Source organism: Hafnia alvei (assembly GCF_964063325.1).
Taxonomy (GTDB): Bacteria; Pseudomonadota; Gammaproteobacteria; order Enterobacterales; family Enterobacteriaceae; genus Hafnia; species Hafnia alvei_B.
Map to the genome: position 1 here is coordinate 512,762 of NZ_OZ061315.1, position 22,832 is coordinate 535,593.

Annotated in this window: 17 protein-coding genes and 3 tRNA genes; 16 read left to right on the forward strand and 4 right to left on the reverse strand. The window is 50.0% G+C overall.

The features are described from left to right. Positions 1–636: 636 nt before the first annotated feature. The 3 genes from mscM to rsgA all read right to left on the reverse strand — a co-directional run bounded on the left by mscM (position 637) and on the right by rsgA (position 6,473). Positions 637–3,954 carry a miniconductance mechanosensitive channel MscM gene (mscM, locus tag AB3Y96_RS02415; protein ID WP_367298404.1) on the reverse strand — a complete coding sequence of 1,106 codons (3,318 nt, stop codon included), beginning with the start codon at positions 3,952–3,954 and terminating at the stop codon, positions 637–639. A 236-nt stretch (positions 3,955–4,190) separates the two neighbouring features. Further along, positions 4,191–5,126, reverse strand: coding sequence for an archaetidylserine decarboxylase (gene asd, locus AB3Y96_RS02420; protein WP_367298405.1), 936 nt, complete (start codon positions 5,124–5,126; stop codon positions 4,191–4,193). Positions 5,127–5,435: 309 nt separating this feature from the next. Next, entirely contained in the window at positions 5,436–6,473 is a 1,038-nt protein-coding gene (gene rsgA / locus AB3Y96_RS02425) for a small ribosomal subunit biogenesis GTPase RsgA (RefSeq protein WP_367298406.1), read from the reverse strand. Positions 6,474–6,644: 171 nt separating this feature from the next. On the opposite strand from rsgA, the gene orn reads away from it, so the two are divergent. The 4 genes from orn to AB3Y96_RS02445 all read left to right on the forward strand — a co-directional run bounded on the left by orn (position 6,645) and on the right by AB3Y96_RS02445 (position 7,831). Beyond that, positions 6,645–7,190: an oligoribonuclease gene (gene orn, locus AB3Y96_RS02430; RefSeq protein WP_367298407.1), complete on the forward strand. Its 546-nt coding sequence runs from the start codon at positions 6,645–6,647 to the stop codon at positions 7,188–7,190. 299 nt (positions 7,191–7,489) lie between these two features. Beyond that, positions 7,490–7,565, forward strand: a tRNA-Gly gene (locus AB3Y96_RS02435). A gap of 56 nt (positions 7,566–7,621) precedes the next feature. Beyond that, a tRNA-Gly gene (locus AB3Y96_RS02440) sits at positions 7,622–7,697 on the forward strand. Positions 7,698–7,755: 58 nt separating this feature from the next. After that, a tRNA-Gly gene (locus AB3Y96_RS02445) sits at positions 7,756–7,831 on the forward strand. A gap of 311 nt (positions 7,832–8,142) precedes the next feature. Here AB3Y96_RS02445 and queG read toward each other — a convergent pair. After that, positions 8,143–9,288, reverse strand: a complete 1,146-nt coding sequence (queG, locus tag AB3Y96_RS02450; protein ID WP_367298408.1) for a tRNA epoxyqueuosine(34) reductase QueG — start codon at positions 9,286–9,288, stop codon at positions 8,143–8,145. On the opposite strand from queG, the gene nnr reads away from it, so the two are divergent. From nnr to nsrR, 12 genes are all read left to right on the forward strand, one after another. Continuing rightward, positions 9,287–10,795: a bifunctional ADP-dependent NAD(P)H-hydrate dehydratase/NAD(P)H-hydrate epimerase gene (gene nnr / locus AB3Y96_RS02455; RefSeq protein WP_367298409.1), complete on the forward strand. Its 1,509-nt coding sequence runs from the start codon at positions 9,287–9,289 to the stop codon at positions 10,793–10,795. The genes queG and nnr overlap by 2 nt on opposite strands. An 89-nt stretch (positions 10,796–10,884) precedes the next feature. Further along, positions 10,885–11,355 carry a tRNA (adenosine(37)-N6)-threonylcarbamoyltransferase complex ATPase subunit type 1 TsaE gene (tsaE, locus tag AB3Y96_RS02460; RefSeq protein ID WP_025798750.1) on the forward strand — a complete coding sequence of 157 codons (471 nt, stop codon included), beginning with the start codon at positions 10,885–10,887 and terminating at the stop codon, positions 11,353–11,355. A gap of 3 nt (positions 11,356–11,358) precedes the next feature. Beyond that, positions 11,359–13,128: an N-acetylmuramoyl-L-alanine amidase AmiB gene (gene amiB, locus AB3Y96_RS02465; RefSeq protein ID WP_072307827.1), complete on the forward strand. Its 1,770-nt coding sequence runs from the start codon at positions 11,359–11,361 to the stop codon at positions 13,126–13,128. 51 nt (positions 13,129–13,179) lie between these two features. Further along, a complete protein-coding gene (mutL, locus tag AB3Y96_RS02470) occupies positions 13,180–15,099 on the forward strand; it encodes a DNA mismatch repair endonuclease MutL (protein ID WP_367298410.1) in 1,920 nt (639 codons plus the stop codon). Between the two features lie 23 nt (positions 15,100–15,122). Further along, positions 15,123–16,070, forward strand: coding sequence for a tRNA (adenosine(37)-N6)-dimethylallyltransferase MiaA (gene miaA, locus AB3Y96_RS02475; protein ID WP_367298411.1), 948 nt, complete (start codon positions 15,123–15,125; stop codon positions 16,068–16,070). Between the two features lie 311 nt (positions 16,071–16,381). Beyond that, positions 16,382–16,687, forward strand: a complete 306-nt coding sequence (gene hfq / locus AB3Y96_RS02480; protein ID WP_025798759.1) for an RNA chaperone Hfq — start codon at positions 16,382–16,384, stop codon at positions 16,685–16,687. A 98-nt stretch (positions 16,688–16,785) separates the two neighbouring features. Next, the gene (gene hflX / locus AB3Y96_RS02485; RefSeq protein ID WP_072307824.1) at positions 16,786–18,066 is read left to right on the forward strand and encodes a ribosome rescue GTPase HflX; all 1,281 of its coding nucleotides are present in this window, start codon (positions 16,786–16,788) and stop codon (positions 18,064–18,066) included. A gap of 70 nt (positions 18,067–18,136) precedes the next feature. Beyond that, positions 18,137–19,408 carry an FtsH protease activity modulator HflK gene (gene hflK, locus AB3Y96_RS02490; protein WP_072307823.1) on the forward strand — a complete coding sequence of 424 codons (1,272 nt, stop codon included), beginning with the start codon at positions 18,137–18,139 and terminating at the stop codon, positions 19,406–19,408. Then, the gene (gene hflC, locus AB3Y96_RS02495) at positions 19,408–20,409 is read left to right on the forward strand and encodes a protease modulator HflC (protein ID WP_040046320.1); all 1,002 of its coding nucleotides are present in this window, start codon (positions 19,408–19,410) and stop codon (positions 20,407–20,409) included. Before hflK ends, hflC begins: the two co-directional genes overlap by 1 nt. 120 nt (positions 20,410–20,529) lie before the next feature. Beyond that, the gene (locus AB3Y96_RS02500; RefSeq protein ID WP_025798767.1) at positions 20,530–20,730 is read left to right on the forward strand and encodes a DUF2065 domain-containing protein; all 201 of its coding nucleotides are present in this window, start codon (positions 20,530–20,532) and stop codon (positions 20,728–20,730) included. 97 nt (positions 20,731–20,827) lie between these two features. Then, a complete protein-coding gene (locus tag AB3Y96_RS02505) occupies positions 20,828–22,126 on the forward strand; it encodes an adenylosuccinate synthase (RefSeq protein ID WP_040046318.1) in 1,299 nt (432 codons plus the stop codon). Between the two features lie 279 nt (positions 22,127–22,405). Next, positions 22,406–22,831 carry a nitric oxide-sensing transcriptional repressor NsrR gene (gene nsrR / locus AB3Y96_RS02510; protein ID WP_025798770.1) on the forward strand — a complete coding sequence of 142 codons (426 nt, stop codon included), beginning with the start codon at positions 22,406–22,408 and terminating at the stop codon, positions 22,829–22,831. Position 22,832: the final 1 nt, after the last annotated feature.

Consider the following 22,832-nt stretch of genomic DNA (forward strand, 5'->3'; position numbering starts at 1 on the left):
GGTGAAAGGTTTCGTCCGCCCGTGAGCATTTGTGTTTCTATGAAGCTGCTGGCGTAGGCGTCCGAGTGAGGCGGTTCAAGCAACGCCGCCTTGCATCTAGAATCTTTTATGTGAGAGCGGTGAAAAATTTCGTCCGCCCGTGAGCATTTGTGTTTCTATGAAACCGCTGGCGTAGGCGTCCGAGAAGAGGTTGCCAGCGCGCAACCTCTTCACTCTCGCGCTTTTTACCGAGTCGTTTGGCCGACCGGTCTCGGAGCGCACGTCCTGTGCGCCCTCAACCTGCCACCAGCATCCCTGCTGGCGGCTCTAAATCGCATTTTTTAAACATAAAAAAGACAAAGATTTTATTATCTCTTCTTTCTTATCTTTTAATCGTTTAAGTCTTGGTAGAGAGAGCCGCCGGTACAGGGATGTACCGGTGGAGTTTGGGGCGCCCGGGATGGGCGATACCAAACCGGAGCGGAGATGGCGTCTCGGATAAAAAGCGCGAGGATTGAAGGGGCGCGCGCTGGCGCCCCTCATCGGTCGCCTACTACGCAGTTTGTATATGAATACAGCAGCGGATAGGCGAACGAAACCTTACACCGCCATTTCATACACGGCTGATGGAGTTTTTCACTGTGCAAGCCATAAAAACTATAGCCCCCCAGTCGTAAACGTCCTTCTTATACTTCCTCGCGCCTGCCGCAATGTATCGGTGCTCACTTGGAACGGTGGGAACGGCAGTTTCAGATCGTGCTGCTGGAAGCCAGCCAAGATCAACTGATGGATCTCGTGTCGCAGCGGCATACGATGCGCCATTTCAGCAGCGTAAATACGCAGCTCGAAAATCTGGATCCCTTGCTGTATATCCACCAGATATGCCTCTGGAGCGGGCGTTTCTAACACCAGCGAGCATTTGGATGCCGCTTCAAGCAGAACGTCTGTTACTTCTTGGCTGCTTGCTGTTGCCTCGGCAGGAACGGTAAGCACAACACGGGTGACGGCATCGCTTAACGACCAGTTGATAAATTGCTCAGTAATAAAGGCCTTGTTGGGCACAATGATCTCTTTGCGGTCCCAGTCTGAAATCGTGGTTGCGCGCGTATTGATTTTGGTCACGGATCCGGTGAGATCGCGGATTGTCACGGTATCGCCGATGCGGATCGGTTTTTCAAACAAGATGATCAGACCTGAGGCAAAGTTAGCAACGATCTCCTGTAAACCGAAGCCCAAACCGAGGGTCAGAGCGGCGACCAACCATTGTAATTTCGCCCATTCAATACCCAACATTGAGAAGCCAATTAGACCGCCTATCAGCAACAACAGATATTTGGTGATGGTGGTAATGGCGTATCCGGTGCCTGGCGTTAAATCAAGGTGTTGCAGCAATCCAAGTTCCAGCAGCGCTGGCAGGTTTTTGACTAGCTGCACCGTGACGATCATGACTAATATCGCGATCAGCACCGCGCCGAGCGTAATAGGCTGCAGGCTTTCAACTCCCTGCGATGAGCTGGTCACATCCCACAGACGAATGTTCTCTAAAAACGCAAAAGCTGAATGTAATTCAGACCACAGCCAAATAAGCGATACCAGCGCAATCATGGTAAGAATCGAACGAACCAACCGAAGCGATTGAGCACTGATAGCGTCGAGATCGACCACTGGCTCTTCAATGTCTTGACTCCCTTCGACGCTGTGCGGAGTTGAGTCTTCTTCACCCTTGGTTCGCTTCTCTAAGCGTTCTGCACGGCGCTGTTTGGCTCGCTCAAAGGCGATACGGCGGCGCTGAATCAACATCCAACGGCGGATGATGTAATACACCACTAACAAGATGAACCAGATGGCCACCGAGCTTTCTAGACGGGCTAATAAAATTTGCGCCGTATTGAAGTAGCCCAGCAGAGAAGCGAAAGCGGCTACCAGCGGTGCACACAGCAAAATCCACCACAGCGCATGGTTAATCAGATTTTCGCCGTCGCCCTGCTTGTTGAGGTAAAGCGGGATGCCTGCACGTTTCAGGCTGGTGGTTAGCAGGCTGAGCGCTACACAAAGCATGATGAAACAGGCGCGCCCCAGCGATCCTGCAAACGCACGATCGTCTAGATTATCGAAGGTGACAAGCGCCATTAGCAGCGGCACGATCAGCCAAATCGACATGAGGTAGTAACGCATCGCGCGCTTAACCGGTTGTTCTTCCCAACGGAAATGCGCAATGAACAGTCCGTTTGGATGGGCAAATGCGGCGCTGATCATAAATGCCCACAGCACCGGTAGCGCAGCCGTTACGCCATCACCGATGGCAACGGCCATCGGGTAAGGCCATGCATTTTGTAATCCATAACCTAACGCCGCCCACAGCACCGGCAGCGGCAACGCCACGAGAATTGACCAGAACACCGTGCGCAGCGTGAGCGAAATATGGTCTTGGGTCACTTTACCGACCTTACTGCTGGCACGCTCCATAAAGGCCTGATAATGGCGGCGAGAATAAAAACTAAAGCCAACCAGTAACAGGGCACCAAACAGTGGTAACAGCGTTTCTTTCGTGGTTAGCATCATGAGAAACGCTTGGCTAAGCTGAGAAAGCGTATCCAATGACAGCAGGCGGTTGAGGCTCTGTATAACGTCTAACGGTGCACTCACGCCTAGAGGATCGACGTCTGCCGCCCAGAAAAGATAACGGTGGGTGGCGTCTTTAATCTCGGTCAGCGCATCAATAAGCTGGGTGTTGGCGACTTTGAGCTTGGTTAATTCTAGGATTTGCGAATCACAGCCGGAAAGCAGCGTGTTCAGTAGCTCGCGCTGTGTTTTAAGCTGCGGCTGTAACAAACGCTGCTGTGAAGCTGTTAAGGGCTTACCATCGTTTTGTTTATAGTCGGCGGCCGGTTCAATTTTGTTGAGCAGGTTTTCAAAAGATAGACGTTGAACACGCAGTTTGGCCATATCCCCATCGAGCTGCTGCGGTTTAGGCATATCAGGCAAACGCGCAACCTGCGCACGTAGCGTTTCCCCCAACGCGGTGGAAACTCCTAGCCACTGGGCTTGTTCACGAATGGTGCTTAGAGCCTGACGCACCTGAATAGTTTGCGCCGCGGCGGTTCGCTGTTGATTGGCAATATCATCCATACGCGCCGCTTGCTCATTCAATGCGCGGGATAGTTCCTGATTGATTTTTAGCTGTTCGGAAATTGATTTGGGTAAATCCCCGCTTTGTTCAACTAATTGTTGAGTTCGTTCTAAGGCCTGTTCGGCTTCACGCTGACGTTGAATATTCAGCGAGTTACGCAAATCTTGTAACTGAAGATCGAGGCGCTCATGGCGTTTGCGCAGTACATCTGCCTGTAGACGCGCCAATTCCTGACGGTTATTAGCAGAAAGCTGTTCCAGCTCGAGTTCGTCGACCAACGCTTTACGTGCCGCGACCTCGGCCTGTAGCTGGTTTGATTGCGCCTGCGCTAACGGGGAGCTGGTGACAACCAGATTTTGCAGGCGGCGTTCGGCCTCCGTTAAGTCCTTGCGGGCGGTAGCCTGTTTGAGGGGAACCTGACTCAGCGAATCACTGATAACACGCGAGCGGTCGAGTTCTTGCTGTAACTGACGTGAAACTTCCAGCAGCTGGCTGCTAATTTGCAGAATTTGTTGTTCTGCGTCGCTAGCAGGTATCGATGCCGCGGGCAGCGGTGGGGTGCTTTCATCGCTGAGCTGTTGGCGGAGTTCTCGCGTGAGTTTGGGGAAATCGCTGATGGATTTCTGATATTGCTGAGTACGTTGAGCAGACGCTTTACTCTCATTAAGCCAGTTAATTGCGCTCTGAAGCGCCTCAACCAGTTCAGCCTGATTGGGGGTATTTTTATTGGATTCGGCTTGTTTGAGTTCTTGGGCGAGCTGTTGCTCATTCAGTGCGGCGTTCGCACTAAGTGGAAGGGATAACATCAGTAACCCGGTTATCAACAATTTGGTAATCAGGCGCATAACTCTTCCTTTCTTTTTACGAACGTTTCTCGGATTAATTCTTTATACCCGTCATACTTCAAGTGGCATCTTTGTTGGCCTTCCTCGCTCACCCCAGTCATTTACTTATGTAAACGCCTAGGGATTCACTGCGTCGCCGCCTCAATGCGACTTGAATTATTTTGGGTATATAAACTAAAGAATAAAGGCGGGAAAGATGGCAAGCCCACATCAATTGTGGCTTGCCACTACGCGTTTTACTCTGCGGCAGGTGTTTCGGTCTGCTCTATGGTGTCTTCTGCGATCACGGTTTCTGCGGGTACCGCTGCACTAACGCCGTGAGCAAATTCAGCCCCCATGAGCGTTTTGGCTCCGCTGGCTAGCGTGGCGTTAAATTCGATGCGGTTGGCGGCAAACAGGTTGATAACCGTAGAGCCAAGTTTGAAGCGGCCCATTTCTTCGCCTTTTTTCAGCACTACCGCGCCTTCATTACCCGCAGTTGGGTAAGTCCAACGCTGAATAATACCTTCGCGAGTTACGTTCACCGTTCCAGACCAAACGGTCTCGATGCTGCCGACAATCGTTGCACCGACTAAAATCTGCGCCATTGGGCCGAAATCTGTATCAAAAATGCAAATTAGACGCTCGTTGCGTGCGAACAGATTAGGAACGTTAGCGGCAGTAAGCGGGTTTACCGAGAACAGATCGCCAGGAACGTAGATCATTTCACGCAATACGCCGTTACAAGGCATATGAACGCGGTGGTAATCACGTGGCGACAGGTAGGTCGTGGCAACATGACCATCTTTGAATTCGTCGGCCAACAAATAGTTGCCAGCTAACAGGGCTTCTAGAGAGTAGTCATGGCCTTTGGCCTGCAAGATTTTACCTTGTTCGATTTTACCTAATTGGCTGATTGCGCCGTCGGCAGGTAAAACCAGTCCGTCGGCGTGATCGGCAACCGGACGCACGCCGCTGCGCAGTGGACGAACAAAGAATTCATTAAACGTTTTGTAGTGCTCAGGGTTTGGATAGAGCGCTTCTTTCATATTTACTTTGTAATAGCCAACGAAAGCTTTGATAACCGCTTGGGTCAGCCAGCCAGCCTTTTTGTTCGCGCCCCAACCAGCAAGACGAGTCAGGCCTTGTTTAGGCAGTAAATATTGAAGTTTAATTTTAATGCTATCGAGCACGTTAGCCTCTTCCAATGGGTCAGTTTCCGAGGGACGCTGGAATAAAAATTTGCGCCGTCGGAATAAATTCTCAATAAATTGGTCTGCTTTTTAACACTTCGCATGCTGATTTTCCACCATCCAAGGAGTGGTGAATAACACGCCACTAAAGCAAAACCGTGATGCTTTTGCGGTGACCTAGGTCACATTGAGGCCGCACCAGATAGGCACGCCCGTTTATATTCTTAATATTTGAGGCCGCATCACGAGAGACACGCTAACGTGATGCGGACACAATTATTCTATAACTCAATCAATAATCAGAAAATTCTAATCTTCGTTAAAGAAGTTTTTACGCGTTTTTACCTGCGACATACTTTCTAAAATGCGGTGATAGTTATCATAGCGCTCTTCGGCAATCTCGCCGTTTTCTGCGGCTTCACGCAGCGCGCAACCGGGATCGTTGTCGTGCTTACAGTCGCGGAATTTGCAGCTACCGAGGTATTTGCGGAATTCAATGAAGCCCAACGTAACCTGTTCTGGATCGAGATGCCATAGGCCAAACTCGCGGATCCCTGGGGAGTCGATAATATCCCCGCCCTGTGGGAAGTGGTAAAGACGCGCCGCCGTGGTGGTGTGCTGGCCTAAACCTGAGTTATCAGAAACGGCGCCCACCAAGATAGGGTTGAGTTCTGGCAGTAAGGCATTCAGCAGGCTGGATTTCCCCACGCCGGACTGGCCCGCAAAAATGCTGATGCGATCGGTGAGGGCATTCTGTAGTTCAGAGATACCTTCCTGCGTGTGGCTTGATACCATGAGTACGCGATAGCCAATATGGCGATAGATATCCATCGCTTCTTCGACAAATTTACGCCCTTCGTCATCAAGCAAATCGATTTTATTGAGCACAATCAATGGCTCAATTTCTAAGGTTTCACAGGCGACCAGATAACGATCGATAATATTCAGCGACAGTTCGGGCAAGATGGCCGACACAATGACGATTTGGTCGATGTTGGCGGCAATCGGTTTTAGACCGTCGTAGAAATCGGGGCGAGTTAGCATTGAGGTGCGTTTATGCACGGCTTCCACAATGCCTTTTACGCCCGACTGTGCGCCAGAACGCCACACCACGCGATCGCCGGTAACCAGTGAACGAATGGTTCGACGGATATTACAGCGGTGCTGAGTGCCATCGGCGGCTTCAACGTCGGCATGTTTGCCGAAACGGCTGACAACAATCCCTTCTTGTGGCTCGCCAAACAGGGAGTCATCCAGTTCTGGTCTATTATCAGTTTTGGTCAGGCGACGCTGATGGTTTGCCTGCACACGGCGTTGTTGGCCTTTCGATAGTTTGATCTTACTCACTGCGCCTCACTCATTTGTTTGAACGAACTCGACGTTAGTTTGATGCAGCGCCACGTTCGGCGGGCATGCAAACCCATATCAAAAACGAATCTGAAATTGACGACCATCGCTCGTTGTCGCCAAAAAGACTATGATACACGCTATTGATGAAGAAGAAGAGCCGAGGCCGCAATGAGTGAAAGTGAAACAAATTTAATCTGGATCGATTTAGAAATGACGGGGCTTGATCCCGAAGTCGATCGCATCATTGAGATTGCGACGTTGGTGACCGATGCCAATTTGAATATTCTGGCAGAAGGGCCGGTGATTGCGGTACATCAATCGGATGAACAGCTGGCGCTGATGGATGAGTGGAACGTGCGCACGCATACCGGTAGTGGCCTGGTTGATCGCGTTAAAGCCAGCACTATTGATGACGCAACCGCCGCACAGAAAACCATTGAGTTTCTACAGCAGTGGGTGCCTGCGGGCGTTTCTCCGATCTGTGGTAACAGCGTAGGGCAAGATCGCCGTTTCCTGTTCAAGTATATGCCTGAGCTGGAACAGTATTTCCACTACCGCTATCTGGACGTGAGTACGCTGAAAGAATTGGCACGTCGCTGGAAGCCCGAGATTTTGCCAGGTTTCAAAAAGCAGGGGACGCATCAAGCGTTGGATGACATCCGCGAATCTGTGGCAGAGCTCGCCTATTACCGTGAAAACTTTATCAAGCTTTAAACGCTAGCACTTTGAAGCGCTAACGCGCCGCGATGAAGATTTTTAGCGGATATTCATCGCGGTATTTACGCTGCGAACCACCGATATTTAACGCAATAGTTGTTTTTTATCCGGATGTTGTCGATAATTCGCGCTTGTTGCCGTTTTTATCGGCAAACGAACGAAATTTAAAAAATTTTCTTGTTAGGGGCTTGCAGGGGAAAGAAATTCTCGTATAATGCGCTCCCCGTACCGACACGGAATTACGAGTTCTTCGGATATCGTTTTAATCAGTGTTTGATACGAAATTGCACGACAATGCGGGAATAGCTCAGTTGGTAGAGCACGACCTTGCCAAGGTCGGGGTCGCGAGTTCGAGTCTCGTTTCCCGCTCCAAATTTAAAAGGTCGCTTAGGCGGCTGAAAGTAAAAAAGCAGTACCTATACCAAGTTGCGGGAATAGCTCAGTTGGTAGAGCACGACCTTGCCAAGGTCGGGGTCGCGAGTTCGAGTCTCGTTTCCCGCTCCAATTTCTAACGCCGTTATTACTGACCCAGTAGTAAGGTGTCGATGCTAAAGCGTCAAATGCGGGAATAGCTCAGTTGGTAGAGCACGACCTTGCCAAGGTCGGGGTCGCGAGTTCGAGTCTCGTTTCCCGCTCCAATTTTCTTCTTAAAATTCTTCTAAATTTAGTGATGCCTCATGTGGGCAGTTTCTCTATTTGTCATAATCAGTATGATTTTCATGAACAGAGTTATCCACAGGCTAGCCAGCATATCTTTCTCATACCTTCCTAGAACCAGCACAAGACCATTAAATTAACTATTTGATTTAACTTAATTAATTTAATGTTAAAAATGACATATGGATCACTTGCACTTTGTCTTGCTGTTGAATCACAAACTAAATTTATTTTTATGCACAGGCAAAGGGCAACAAAATTTAACGCTGATAAACATGATATTCCCAGTGGGTCATGCGTCTCTCGGCAGGCCTTTCTCAATGGCTCTAATGAGCCGCTTCTGTTGACTTGTCTGAATTTCTATTGCGTTTTCACTGCGTTTTTCTTGCTGTTGTTTAACCGCCCATTCGATATGTTCATCTAAAACTTCAGACAATCCCATTCTTGATTGCAGCAGAGGAATAATCTGTGCGTCGTAGGGAGCATTACCCAAAGCGACGCTAATATTGCGCAGCCAGCGCAGATGTCCAATGCGACGAATGGCTGAACCCTCGGTGATTTTTAGGAAGGTCTTTTCATCCCACTGAAACAGCGCGATCAACTCTGGCGTGTGCAGATTTTGGCGCGGGCTAAAATCGCCTTCTTCCGTTAGCTGAGAAAAGCGATTCCACGGACAGATCATCTGGCAATCATCACATCCATAGATTCTATTACCCATCAGCGGCCGGTACTCTTCCGGTATGGCGCTTTCTAGCTCGATGGTGAGATAGGAAATGCAGCGGCGGGCATCCACGACATAAGGTTCAACAATCGCACCGGTTGGGCACGTGGTGATACAGGCCACGCAGCGGCCACATTGCTCATCTTGAGGCTGATCAACTGGGAGTGGGAGATCGAGTAATAGCTCACCTAAAAAGAACCAGGACCCCGCCTCTTTGTTCAAAATTAGTGAGTGTTTACCAACCCAGCCAATTCCGGCTTTAGCGGCTAAAGGGCGTTCTAAAATAGGAGCGGAATCCACGAATGGGCGAGAGTTAACGTCGATACCAATGCAATACTCTTGGATCATATCGCCTAAACGTTTAAGCCGATTACGTAGCAGCTTGTGATAATCCCGCCCAAGGGCGTAGCGGCTCACATAGCCTAGCTGTGGATTTTTGAGTGTTTTAGCGAAAGACGCGTTGGCTGGAAGATAGTTCATGCGCACGCTGATAACCCGCAACGTGTCGGGATGTAATTCGTGCGGTCTGGCTCGCATCATGCCGTGGCGCGCCATCCACGCCATCTCACCGTGATACTGCTTATCGAGCCATGCCTGCAGGCGCGGCTCTTCAACCGATAGGTCGGTATCACATATTCCAACCTGCTGGAATCCTAGCGATTGCCCCCATTGCTTGATATGTTGGGCTAACTGATTGAGATCGAGGGGGTGTGTCATGACGGGCCATTATCAGAAACATTTCAACTCCAGTTTACCATATTCTGTTTATCCTGCGGATAACGTGCGTGAGCTTGAGCAACGAGCGGTATCTGAGCTGGGGTTATCTTTGTATCAGCTAATGGAACGTGCAGGACAGGCTGCTTTTCATCGCGCGCGACAATTTTATCCCACCACTCGCCGTTGGTTGGTGTTGTGCGGTCATGGCAATAACGGCGGTGATGGCTATGTCGTGGCGCGTTTAGCGCGGCAATTAGGCATTCTGGTCACGTTGGTTGCGGTTGAGCATGATGGGCCGTTACCGCCCGAGGCGCAGCAGGCACGGGATGCATGGATCCGCGCCGATGGCGAGATTCAGGGCGTTAGCACGGAATTTGCTGGTGATATTGAACTGATTATTGATGGGCTGTTCGGCATTGGTTTACGTGCGGCACCGCGTGAGCCGTATGCGTCATTGATTCAAGCGGCAAATCAGCATCCGGCCCCGATACTTTCTCTTGATATTCCCTCTGGTCTGAACGCCGATACCGGCCATGCAGACGGCGCTGTTATTCAGGCTCAGCACACTCAAACGTTTATTGCCTGCAAACCTGGGCAACTCACCGGATATGCCCGCGATGTGGTCGGCACATTACATTGTGACGAGCTGGGCTTATCTCACTGGCTCAAAAAGCAGAATGCGCCGATTGCGCGGCTTGATGCCAGCCTGCTGAATACGTGGCTGCATCCTAGACGTCCGTGTTCGCATAAAGGCGATAATGGTCGTCTCGTGCTGATCGGTGGCGATCACGGTATGGCTGGCGCTATTCGCATGGCGGGTGAGGCCGCGCTGCGTAGCGGTGCTGGATTAGTGCGAGTACTTACTCACATTGAGCATATTTCGCCATTGCTAACGTCTTGCCCTGAGATGATGGTGCAGGCGTTAACCAAAGCTTCGCTTGAAGCCGTGCTTGATTGGGCTGACGTGATTGTGATTGGCCCCGGTTTAGGTCAAACAGAGTGGGCTAGCCAAGCCGTGCAGCAACTTCAACGTTTCGAAAAACCGATGCTGTGGGACGCCGATGCGCTGAATTTATTGGCACAGTCACCGAGTGTGAATCAGCAACGTATTTTGACACCGCATCCTGGTGAGGCTGCAAGGCTACTAAATTGCAGTGTGGCTGACATTGAACTAGATAGAATGAAGGCGGTAAAAAAACTTCAGCAAAAATATGGCGGCGTGGTGGTGCTAAAAGGTGCTGGAACGCTAATTGCCAGCGAAAAAAACGTGTCCGTTGCGGATGTGGGAAACCCTGGGATGGGAACCGGCGGGATGGGGGACGTTTTGTCTGGTATTATCGGCGGTTTGCTGGCACAAAAGCTTCCGCTGTATGATGCTGCCTGTTCTGGATGCGTGGTACACGGTGCGGCGGCCGATGAAATTGCTGAAAAGTTTGGTGAGCGCGGCATGTTAGCGACAGATCTTTTTGCCGCTATTCGCCATTATGTGAACCCTAAGACGGCTTAAGAGTCTGACGTATTGCCATAGCAAACTGTTATCGAACACGCTGATCCTAAAGAAAAACCTTAATAAAGAACCAGTAAGAAATAACTATTATGAAAAACATCGTACTTTCTTTGCCGGATGAAACGGCAACCATCGCATTGGGTACTTCACTGGCGAACGCCTGTGATAGTGCGACCGTTATTTACTTATATGGTGACTTAGGTGCGGGCAAAACCACCTTTAGCCGTGGTTTTTTACAGGCGTTAGGCCACAAGGGAAACGTTAAGAGTCCAACCTATACCTTGGTTGAACCCTATGCGTTAACGCCTATGAACGTTTATCACTTCGATTTATATCGTTTGGCCGATCCTGAAGAACTCGAGTTTATGGGGATCCGCGACTATTTTGATGAGAATGCCATCTGTTTGGTGGAGTGGCCGCAGCAGGGCGAAGGCTTTTTACCAAATCCAGATCTGAGCCTGCATATGGCTTATCAGGGCGAGGGCCGAGAAGCGTCGATTGACGCTCATACGCCACATGGCCAGTCGATTTTGGCACGATTGAACGGGCAACAAGGGTAGTCGATGATGCGCATGTGGAAGCGAATCTGTACGGTAACGTGGTTAGGATTGTTAGGGCTGCTGTTCTCTGGCGCGATTAGTGCGGCGCAGCTGACCAATATTCAGGTTTCAAACGGCAAAAACGAAGCGCGCGTGACGCTGAGTTTTAACGGAGCACCCACCTATACTTTTTCTTCCCAGCCGAGTTCAAATCGGGTGCTGGTTAATATTTCTGAAACTAAAAAAATCACCAGTGGCCTGCCGATGACGTTCAGCGGCGAGAATATGCTGAGCCGAATTCGGGCGGGTAGTATTGCGGGCGATAATAACGTTCAACTGATTTTTGATGTGACGCGCAAAGCCAAGGTGAGTGCCTCTAATCAAGGGCAGATGGTTGTTTTTACGTTGAAATATGACGCCCCTGTGGCCGCGCCAAAACCGGTGTTTAATCAACCGCGTACGACTTCTCATGGTTCGGCGCGCAGCGTAGCGCCAGCCACTGCGCCATCAAACGGCGGAAATCCATTTAATCCAACCAAGCCAACGGTTGTCACCACCACTGAAACACCTGCTGTTCCCGTTTCGCGCCGTAGCTCGCGATCTGATGGTTCGCAGGTGGTCGTTGCTATCGATGCCGGACACGGTGGGCAAGATCCCGGCGCGATTGGCGGCAATGGCCTACGCGAGAAAAACGTGACGTTAGCGATTGCCAAGCGTTTACAGAATTTAATGGATGACGACCCGATGTTTAAGCCGGTATTAACCCGCACCGGCGATTACTTTATTTCTGTCATGGGGCGTTCCGATGTGGCGCGTAAGCAACAGGCCAATCTGTTGATTTCAATTCATGCGGATGCGGCACCAAATCGCAGTGCGACCGGTTCGTCTGTATGGGTGTTGTCAAACCGTCGTGCTAACAGTGAGATGGCAGGATGGCTGGAACAACACGAGAAACAGTCAGAATTGCTGGGTGGCGCGGGTGATGTATTAGCCAATAGCGGAGACGATAAGTACCTTAGCCAAGCGGTTCTCGATTTGCAGTTCGGCCATTCCCAGCGCGTTGGCTATGACGTCGCGGTGCAGGTGATTCGTCAAATGCAGTCCATTGGCAATCTGCATAAACGTCGCCCTGAACACGCAAGCTTAGGCGTTCTACGCTCGCCGGATATTCCGTCTCTGCTGGTAGAAACGGGCTTTATTAGTAATGCTGGCGAAGAACGCTTGTTGGGCAGCGCTGCCTATCAAGAGAAAATCGCGCAGGCTATTTATAAGGGGGTGCGGAGCTATTTCCTTTCGCATCCGTTGCAAAATGGCCCAAAGGTCGAAAACCGGCCGCAGAGCTTAGTGTCGGCCGGTAGCTCTAGCAAAACACCAACTGCAAGCCGTATTGTGAGTGAGAGCACGAGCAGCGTGAGTTCTGGTGCAACTCAGATTCACGTTGTGAAGCGCGGTGAAACCTTGCTGGGCATCGCCAATCGCTACGGCACGACCATGACCAAGCTGATGCAGCAAAATAGCCTGAAGAAAGAAGGCGTTTGGGTTGGGCAAAGGCTGAAAGTTCCTGCTGGGAATCGCGTAGCGGCTGCTGCGGTATCTGCAACTGCTAGCAAAACAGCCGCGAGCAAAACCGTAAGCACCAAAGCCAAGCGTGTGACTCATACGGTAAAACGTGGTGATACGTTGACAAAAATCGCCGCCAGCTATGGTGTGAGCATGAGCAAAATCCAGCAGGCTAATAAGATGAAATCAGGTGAAGTCCAAATTGGACAAACGCTGGTGATCCCACAGGCTTAAGCGTTGATTCCACTCTTTGTTATTTAAGGTTCTCTAAACCAAGGAAAACATATGCCGATTCAGGTTTTACCTCCGCAGCTTGCCAACCAAATCGCCGCGGGCGAAGTGGTGGAACGCCCTGCATCGGTGGTTAAAGAGCTGGTGGAGAACAGTTTAGATGCTGGAGCCACGCGGATCGATATCGAGATCGAGCGCGGCGGTGCCAAGCTGATCCGTATTCGAGATAACGGCTGCGGGATTAACAAAGACGAATTGGCCTTGGCGTTAGCGCGGCATGCCACCAGCAAAATCACGTCACTTGACGATCTTGAGGCCATCATGAGCCTCGGATTTCGTGGAGAAGCGCTGGCGAGCGTCAGTTCGGTCTCGCGCTTAACCATGACGTCGCGTACTGCCGAGCAAAGCGAAGCATGGCAAGCCTACGCTGAAGGGCGTGACATGGCGGTAACGGTGAAGCCCGCCGCTCATCCGATAGGCACTACCGTTGAAGTCTTGGATTTGTTCTACAACACGCCAGCTCGGCGCAAATTCATGCGTACCGAGAAGACGGAGTTTGGCCATATTGATGAAGTGGTGCGGCGCATTGCTTTGGCTCGATTTGACGTGACGATCCAACTGCATCACAACGGTAAAATGATGCGCCAATACCGTGCGGTCAAAGAGGACGGGCAAAAAGAGCGCCGTTTAGGATCGATCTGCGGTACCGCATTTATTCAGCATGCGCTGGAAATAAAATGGGAGCACGGGGATTTAGCCATTCATGGCTGGGTTGCCGATCCGGTGGGCTCACGTCAGTTGACCGAAATGCAGTACAGCTATGTCAATGGCCGTATGATGCGCGATAAATTGATTACCCATGCTATCCGCCAAGCCTACCAAGATCAGCTGAAAGACGACCAGCAGCCAGCCTACGTTCTCTATTTGACCGTTGATCCGCATCAGGTTGATGTCAATGTGCATCCGGCCAAGCATGAAGTGCGTTTTCACCAAGCTCGTTTAGTACATGATTTTATCTATCAGGCGGTTATTTCGGTATTGCAACAGGCCGAACAGCCTTCGTTGCCTGAGGTGATCGCTGAAACAGATGAAGTTCCGCGCTGGGAGCCGGAAAACCGCGTCGCAGCGGGCGTTAACCAGTTCAGTAAAACCCCGATGCGTGAACCCTCACCGGCATACGGAAAATCAACCTCGCACGGTTCTGCTTCCGAGAAACGGGTGCCGAGTGAAAACCGTCATTTTTCCGCAGGTGACGGCTATCAAAAACAGGAAGGGCAGCTATACCAGCGTTTGATGCAGGTTCCCGAAAAACGGATGCCTCAGCCGCAGGTATTGCAACATCAAGACGCTCTTTCTGCGGAAAATAGCCGTAAGACAGAGATGTTCCCGCAGCCTGCTTCAGCGCCGTTGCAACACGGTGAGAATAGTTTTGGACGCGTTCTGACCATCTGCGAGCGCCATTATGCGCTGCTAGAACGCCAGCACGGCGTGGCCTTATTAAATTTAGACGTTGCTGAAATCGAACTGCGTCAGGTGCAGTTATTACCCGGCGCAGAAGGTTTACGCCCACAGCCGCTGTTGATTCCGGTTAAGCTCACGCTGAATGCAGAAGAAATCAAAGGTGCGCAAAGCGGAGCGGAAACGCTAAAGAATCTAGGCATTGATCTTATCTTGGAGCGCCAGCGAGCCACGCTACGGGCCGTGCCGCTGCCGTTACGCCATCAGAACCTACCGCAACTTATCCCTGCGTTGCTTGCCTTCTTAGCGGCAACGCCAGAAGCGGAATCGGGGGTGATAAGCAAATGGTTAGCCAGTCAATTAGCGACCGAGCGTGAGCAGTGGAGCGTTTCCCAAGCCATCCAATTGTTAGCCGAGGTTGAACGGCTTTGCCCTGTGCTGGTAAAGTCGCCGCCTTCTGCACTGTTGCACCCCGTAGATTTAACGCCAGCGCTGGTTTCGTTACAGTCCCATTGATTAAGAGCTGAATAAAATATTTTATGATTAACGCCAATAATTCTCTTCCTCTCGCCATTTTTATTATGGGGCCGACGGCGTCTGGGAAAACGGCCCTAGCTATGTCGCTGCGTGAGCGCTTTCCCGTTGAACTTATTAGCGTTGATTCTGCTCTAATCTACCGTGGAATGGATATTGGCACCGCAAAGCCAACGGCTGAGGAGCTTGCCCAAGCACCACATCGCCTGATTGATATCCGTGATCCTGCGGAAAGTTACTCTGCTGCGGATTTTCGTGCCGATGCATTGCGTGAAATGGCGAGCATTACCGCTGAAGGGAAAATTCCCGTCCTAGTCGGTGGAACCATGCTTTACTTTAAAGCATTGCTAGAAGGGCTTTCACCGTTACCAGCCGCGGATCAAGAGGTTAGAGCCCAGATCGAGAAACAGGCACAAGAACTGGGTTGGGAGGCGTTACATCATCAGTTACAGCAGGTTGATCCTGTCTCTGCGGCTAGGATTCATCCAAATGATCCACAGAGACTGAGTCGCGCACTGGAAGTTTTTCTTATTTCGGGTAAAACTTTAACTGAACTGACTAAAATTTCAGGCGAAACGCTACCCTACAATGTGCAACAGTTTGCGATTGCACCTGCAACGCGTGAGCAGTTACACCAGCGAATTGCCCTGCGTTTTGAGCAGATGATGGCCGCTGGCTTTGAAGCTGAAGCCCGAGCCTTGTTCGAACGTGGTGATTTGCACACAGACTTACCTTCTGTGCGCTGCGTGGGCTACCGCCAGATGTGGTCATATCTGGCGGGAGAAATAGACTACGATGAAATGGTTTACCGTGGAATTTGTGCAACACGCCAGTTGGCAAAACGTCAGATGACTTGGTTGCGCGGTTGGGAGTCTGTGCATTGGTTAGATAGTGATGAACCGTTGCAGGCTCTGGAAAGTGTGGCACAGGTTGTTCGTGCATCGCTTGATTGATTGTGTACAATTGAGGTGATTGGGCCGTAATTAGGCCGATGGGTACTTGAATCAGGGAGATTCATGCACCATATACTCATTATGTTTCACGTTGCAGGCGCGTTGTCGGTGTTTGTTCCTCGCAATCACATAGTTACCTATCTATCACAGGGGTATCTATGTTTCTGGGGACTCACGAATTTACGGCCTGTAATGGGGATTATTGTGAGTTAAGTACTCAGTGCGCAAATTTTTACGCAGTTTATTTTGATTGGAGTCGTTGGACTCTTAGTAACATACAACAAACAACTAGCAAATAAGGAAAAGATAGAATGGCTAAGGGGCAATCTTTACAAGACCCGTTCCTGAACGCACTGCGTCGCGAACGAGTCCCAGTTTCGATCTATTTGGTGAATGGTATTAAGCTGCAAGGCCAGATTGAGTCTTTCGATCAGTTTGTCATTTTGTTGAAAAACACAGTTAGCCAGATGGTTTATAAGCACGCAATTTCTACCGTTGTTCCGTCTCGTCCGGTTTCTCATCATAGCAATAATCCGGGAACTGGTGGCAGCAGCAACTACCACGGTAGCAATCAGGCGTCTTCACCGTCGTCTCAGGACAGCGATGACGCTGAATAAGCCGCATCGTTCGTTATCTCAGTCGGAGGGTGTTAATGATCGTTTGTCATTGATGCTCTCCGTTCTCATCGGTCCTATCCGCTTGAGAGGTTTCACGTTTGTTTGACCGTTACGAAGCCGGCGAGCAGGCCGTATTGGTTCACGTCTATTTCTCCCAAGAAAGAGATATTGAAGATCTCAGAGAGTTTGAGTCCTTAGTCTCCTCAGCGGGCGTAGAAGCATTACGCGTTGTTACCGGCAGCCGCAAGGCCCCGCATCCAAAGTATTTTGTTGGCGAAGGTAAAGCCGAAGAAATCGCTCAGGCGGTTCAAGAAACCGGTGCCTCCGTCGTTCTTTTTGATCACGCATTATCCGCAGCTCAAGAACGCAATCTGGAAAAGTTATGCCAGTGCCGCGTGATTGATCGTACGGGTCTGATCCTCGACATTTTTGCGCAACGTGCACGTACCCATGAAGGTAAGTTGCAGGTTGAACTTGCTCAGCTACGCCATTTGGCTACGCGCTTGGTGCGTGGCTGGACTCACCTTGAGCGCCAAAAAGGTGGGATAGGTTTACGTGGTCCGGGCGAAACCCAGCTTGAAACAGACCGTCGTTTGCTGCGCGATCGCATCAGCCTGATTTTGTCTCGTCTTGAGCGCGTTGAAAAACAGCGCGACCAAGGTCGCCGTGCGCGTAGCCGTGCGGATGTTCCAACGGTGTCACTGGTGGGTTATACCAACGCCGGAAAATCAACGCTGTTTAACCATATAACCAAAGCAGATGTGTATGCTGCTGATCAACTGTTTGCTACGCTTGATCCGACGCTCCGTCGTATTGACGTCGTTGATGTTGGCACCACCGTTCTCGCCGATACGGTTGGGTTTATTCGCCATTTGCCCCACGATTTGGTGGCTGCGTTTAAGGCAACGCTGCAAGAAACCCGTCAGGCATCACTTTTATTGCACATAATTGATGCATCTGATGCCCGTGTTGATGAGAATATTGATGCAGTGAATACTGTATTAGCAGAAATTGAAGCAGATGAAATTCCTGTACTGCTTGTAATGAACAAAATTGATATGCTGGATGAGTTCGAACCGCGTATCGATAGGAACGATGAGAATTTACCTATTCGGGTTTGGGTTTCTGCGCAAACCGGAGTGGGAATTGATTTATTGTTCCAAGCGTTAACTGAGCGCTTGAGCGGAGAAATTGCAAGCTACGAGTTGCGATTGCCGCCTGAGGCAGGACGTTTACGTAGCCGTTTTTACCAGCTTCAGGCAATAGAGAAAGAGTGGACTGAAGAAGATGGCAGTATCGGGTTACAGATCCGGCTCCCAATTGTGGAGTGGCATCGACTTTGTAAACGTGAACAAGAATTACTAAAGTATATTATTTAGTAACACTTGGTTAATATCACCTACTCAAATGAGTCTGAAGAACACCAATCATTGAAGAATGGAGCGAAACATGGCGTGGAATCAGCCCGGTAATAACGGACAGGACCGCGACCCGTGGGGAGGCAGCAAGAATGATGGCGGCAACTCCGGCGGAAACAACAATAATGGTAACAACAATAATAGAGGTGGTCGCGATCAGGGACCTCCGGATCTGGATGATATCTTCCGTAAACTGAGCAAAAAGCTGGGTGGACTGGGCGGTAAAGGCACGGGTTCTAGCAATTCAGGCAATCCACGCGCACCTATGGGTGGCAAAGTGGTGGGTCTTGCCGTTGCAGCTGTGGTTGTCATCTGGGCAGCAAGTGGTTTCTATACCATTAAAGAAGCTGAACGTGGCGTCGTGACACGTTTTGGCAAATTCAGTCATCTGGTACAGCCAGGTTTGAACTGGAAACCGACTTTTGTTGATGAAGTGACTCCGGTGAACGTGGAATCTGTGCGTGAACTGGCAGCGTCCGGCGTGATGCTGACTTCGGATGAGAACGTGGTTCGCGTTGAGATGAACGTACAGTACCGTGTAACCAATCCAGAAGAGTACTTGTTCAACGTGACCAATGCGGATGATAGTCTGCGTCAGGCAACTGACAGCGCGCTGCGTGCGGTTATTGGTAAATACTCAATGGATAAAATCCTCACCGAAGGCCGTACCATTATTCGTACGGATACTCAGAAAGTGCTGGAAGAAACCATTAAGCCTTACAAAATGGGGATCACCTTGCTGGACGTAAACTTCCAGACAGCGCGTCCGCCAGAAGAAGTTAAAGCTGCATTTGATGATGCGATTGCTGCACGTGAAAACGAACAGCAATACATTCGTGAAGCTGAAGCTTACGCCAACGAAGTTCAGCCTCGTGCGAACGGTCAGGCACAGCGTATTCTTGAAGATGCACGTGCTTACAAAGATCGTACCGTTTTGGAAGCTCAGGGTGAAGTCGGCCGTTTCGCTCGCTTGTTGCCTGAATACAAAGCGTCTCCGCAAATTACGCGTGAACGTATGTATCTGGAAACCATGGAACGCGTATTGGGTAGCACCCGTAAAGTGTTGGTTGATGATAAGAGCAATAACCTGATGGTTCTGCCTTTGGATCAGCTGATGCGCGGTGGCAAAACTGACGCGGCGGCGAAATCTGGCAGTCAGGATACCAGCCTGATTCGTTTAGACCCAACGCCTGCGGCAACCAAGTCATCTAGTAATGCAGATTCAAGTAGCAGCAGCGTGATGGACCAGCGTCGAGCTAATGCTCAGCGTAACGATACCAATCGTCAGGGAGAGAATAACTAATGCGTAAGTCTCTATTACTCGTTCTCATTGTTATCCTGGTGGTATTGTACGCATCACTGTTTGTGGTGACTGAAGGCCAGCGTGGCATCGTACTGCGTTTTGGTAAGGTTTTGCGTGATGATGAGAATAAGCCTTTGGTGTACGCACCAGGCCTGCATCTCAAAATACCGTTTATCGAATCTGTCAAAATGCTGGATGCGCGTATCCAAACTATGGATAACCAAGCTGACCGTTTCGTCACCAAAGAGAAGAAAGACCTGATTGTTGACTCTTATATCAAGTGGCGCATCAGCGATTTCAGTCGTTACTACTTGGCAACCGGCGGTGGCGATGTTTCTCAGGCAGAAGTGCTGTTGAAACGTAAATTCAGTGACCGTCTGCGTTCTGAAATCGGTCGTCTGGATATCAAAGATATCGTAACGGATTCCCGCGGTAAGCTGATGGAAGACGTGCGTGATGCATTGAACACCGGTACGGTAGACGATGCCGCCGCAAGCGATGCAGATGATGCCATTGCCAGCGCAGCAGCACGTGTTGAGCGTGAAACTAGCGGTAAACAACCAGCGGTAAACCCGAACAGTATGGCTGCTCTGGGTATCGAAGTGGTTGACGTTCGTATCAAGCAAATCAACCTGCCAGCCGAAGTGTCTGACGCTATCTACAAGCGTATGCGTGCAGAGCGTGAAGCCGTAGCACGTCGTCACCGTTCACAGGGTCAGGAAGAAGCTGAGAAGCTGCGTGCGACCGCGGACTATGAAGTGACGCGTACACTGGCTGAAGCTGAGCGTCAGGGACGTATTACTCGCGGTGAAGGTGATGCGGTAACTGCTAAGCTGTTTGCCGATGCATTTAGCCAAGATCCTGACTTCTTCGCCTTCATTCGTAGCCTGAAAGCGTACGAAAATAGCTTCAAAGATGGCCAAGATGTGATGGTTCTGCGTCCAGACAGTGATTTCTTCAAATACATGAAATCACCAAACGGTAATGCAGCAGCTAAATAATCTTTGCTAGAGAAAACGTTCTGAATAAAGCGCGTTTTTGACTCTCGATTAGAAAAGGCCCGTTTAGTCGCGGGCCTTTTTTTGTTTGTTTTTTGATTTTGTCGACAGCCAGAGGGAAATATGAACTCTACAATTTGGATGGCATTAGGGTTGGTTTTGATCGTCGAAGGACTCGGACCAATGCTTTTTCCACGAGTTTGGCGGCGCATGATCGCAACGATGGCTCAATTACCTGACGGAGTTTTACGTCGTTATGGCGGCGGTCTAGTGGTTGCTGGGTTAGTTATCTACTACATGTTGCGTAGCCGTATGGGGGGCTAAACATCTTCGGATTTTTTGCGCAATCGTGTGCTGAAAAGTGCTGAAAGCTCCGAAATGTGATGGTAGAATCCATTTTTAACAACGTGGTGATAGTGAAATGGGTAAGAATGTCGTCGTACTAGGCACCCAATGGGGTGACGAAGGTAAGGGCAAGGTCGTAGACCTATTAACCGAAAGGGCCAAGTATGTTGTGCGCTATCAGGGCGGTCACAATGCAGGTCATACACTAGTCATTAACGGTGAAAAAACCGTTCTTCATTTGATTCCGTCAGGAATTCTGCGCGAAAACGTAACCAGCATTATTGCAAACGGTGTGGTATTAGCACCTGACGCTCTGATGCGTGAAATGACCGAACTGGAAGCCCGTGGCATTCCTGTTCGTGAACGTCTGTTACTCTCCGAAGCTTGTCCTCTGATCCTGCCATATCACGTGGCATTGGATAACGCGCGCGAAAAAGCACGCGGTGCGAAGGCTATCGGTACAACAGGCCGTGGTATCGGTCCTGCGTATGAAGATAAAGTCGCTCGTCGCGGTCTGCGCGTTGGCGATCTGTTCAATAAAGAAACCTTTGCAGTTAAGCTGAAAGAAATTATGGAATACCATAATTTCCAACTGGTTAATTACTACAAAGTTGAAGCAGTTGACTACCAAACCGTGCTGGATGAAGTGATGGCTGTTGCCGATATCATCACTGCAATGGTGGTTGACGTTGCCGATCTGCTGAACAAAGCTCACAAGAAAGGCGAGTTTGTGATGTTTGAAGGCGCACAGGGTACGTTGCTGGACATTGACCACGGCACCTATCCGTATGTGACTTCTTCTAACACCACTGCAGGTGGCGTTGCGACCGGTTCTGGCGTGGGTCCACGCTGTGTAGACTACGTTCTGGGTATTGTGAAAGCTTACTCTACTCGCGTAGGTGCAGGTCCATTCCCAACTGAGCTGTTTGATGAAGTGGGTGAGTTCCTGTGTACTAAAGGCAACGAATTCGGTGCAACTACCGGTCGTCGTCGTCGTACTGGCTGGTTGGACGCTGTTGCCGTTCGCCGCGCCGTAGAGCTGAACTCTCTGTCTGGCTTCTGCATGACCAAACTGGACGTGCTGGATGGCTTAGACGAAGTGAAGATCTGTGTAGGTTATCGTATGCCGGATGGTCGTGAAATTGACACCACTCCGCTGGCCGCAGAAGGCTGGGAAGGCATTGAGCCAATCTACGAAGTTATGCCAGGTTGGAAAGAAACCACCTTCGGCGTTAAAGATCACAGCAAATTGCCACAGGCTGCACTGAACTACATCAAGCGTGTAGAAGAAGTGACAGGTGTTCCAGTTGATATCATTTCTACTGGCCCTGACCGTGAAGAGACTATGATCCTGCGCGACCCGTTTGACGCGTAATAGTTTGCATTATGTTGTCTCTTGATGAACCGGGCTCTGCCCGGTTTATTACTTTAGGGCGCTACCTTCGCGCTTGAAATCCACGAGCATAAACACCAAATATCCCCGATAAACGTACTCTTCTTGCTAAATAGCTAGTGGCTTTTGCCGTGGCTGGTTTATTATCCAAATAGATAGATCTATTTTTGGGATGAATTCCCAGTATTGATATCTCGTTTTATATTCTATTTTTATACTCAGTTATCGCGAGATAACGCCAAGCTAGACTTAGAGGTAGCCGTGCAGTTAACAAGTTTTACTGATTTTGGGTTACGGGCGCTGATTTACATGGCATCCCTGCCTGCCGATCAGATGACCAATATCACGCAGGTAACTGATGTCTATGGCGTCTCTCGTAACCACATGGTTAAAATTATTAATCAGTTGAGCCGTGCTGGCTTTGTCACTGCTGTTCGAGGTAAGAACGGCGGCATTCGCTTGGGACGACCAGCGAAAGATATTCGTATTGGTGACGTGGTAAGAGAGCTTGAGCCTTTGACGCTAGTTAACTGCTCTCACGAGTTTTGCCATATCACGACAGCCTGCCGCTTGAAGCAAGTTTTGCAAAGAGCCACGCAGGCTTTTCTGGCCGAGTTGGATCAATGTACTTTGGCCGATTTAATTGAAGAAAACTCACCGCTTTATAAGTTGTTGCTGGTTGAATAAT

Coding starts and splice junctions, on each gene's coding strand:
- mscM (WP_367298404.1), bottom strand. CDS start 3,954: ATGCGCCTGATTACCAAATTGTTGATAACCGGGTTACTGATGTTATCC.
- orn (WP_367298407.1), top strand. CDS start 6,645: ATGAGTGAAAGTGAAACAAATTTAATCTGGATCGATTTAGAAATGACG.
- nnr (WP_367298409.1), top strand. CDS start 9,287: ATGACGGGCCATTATCAGAAACATTTCAACTCCAGTTTACCATATTCT.
- queG (WP_367298408.1), bottom strand. CDS start 9,288: ATGACACACCCCCTCGATCTCAATCAGTTAGCCCAACATATCAAGCAA.
- tsaE (WP_025798750.1), top strand. CDS start 10,885: ATGAAAAACATCGTACTTTCTTTGCCGGATGAAACGGCAACCATCGCA.
- amiB (WP_072307827.1), top strand. CDS start 11,359: ATGATGCGCATGTGGAAGCGAATCTGTACGGTAACGTGGTTAGGATTG.
- mutL (WP_367298410.1), top strand. CDS start 13,180: ATGCCGATTCAGGTTTTACCTCCGCAGCTTGCCAACCAAATCGCCGCG.
- miaA (WP_367298411.1), top strand. CDS start 15,123: ATGATTAACGCCAATAATTCTCTTCCTCTCGCCATTTTTATTATGGGG.
- hfq (WP_025798759.1), top strand. CDS start 16,382: ATGGCTAAGGGGCAATCTTTACAAGACCCGTTCCTGAACGCACTGCGT.
- hflK (WP_072307823.1), top strand. CDS start 18,137: ATGGCGTGGAATCAGCCCGGTAATAACGGACAGGACCGCGACCCGTGG.
- hflC (WP_040046320.1), top strand. CDS start 19,408: ATGCGTAAGTCTCTATTACTCGTTCTCATTGTTATCCTGGTGGTATTG.
- AB3Y96_RS02500 (WP_025798767.1), top strand. CDS start 20,530: ATGAACTCTACAATTTGGATGGCATTAGGGTTGGTTTTGATCGTCGAA.
- AB3Y96_RS02505 (WP_040046318.1), top strand. CDS start 20,828: ATGGGTAAGAATGTCGTCGTACTAGGCACCCAATGGGGTGACGAAGGT.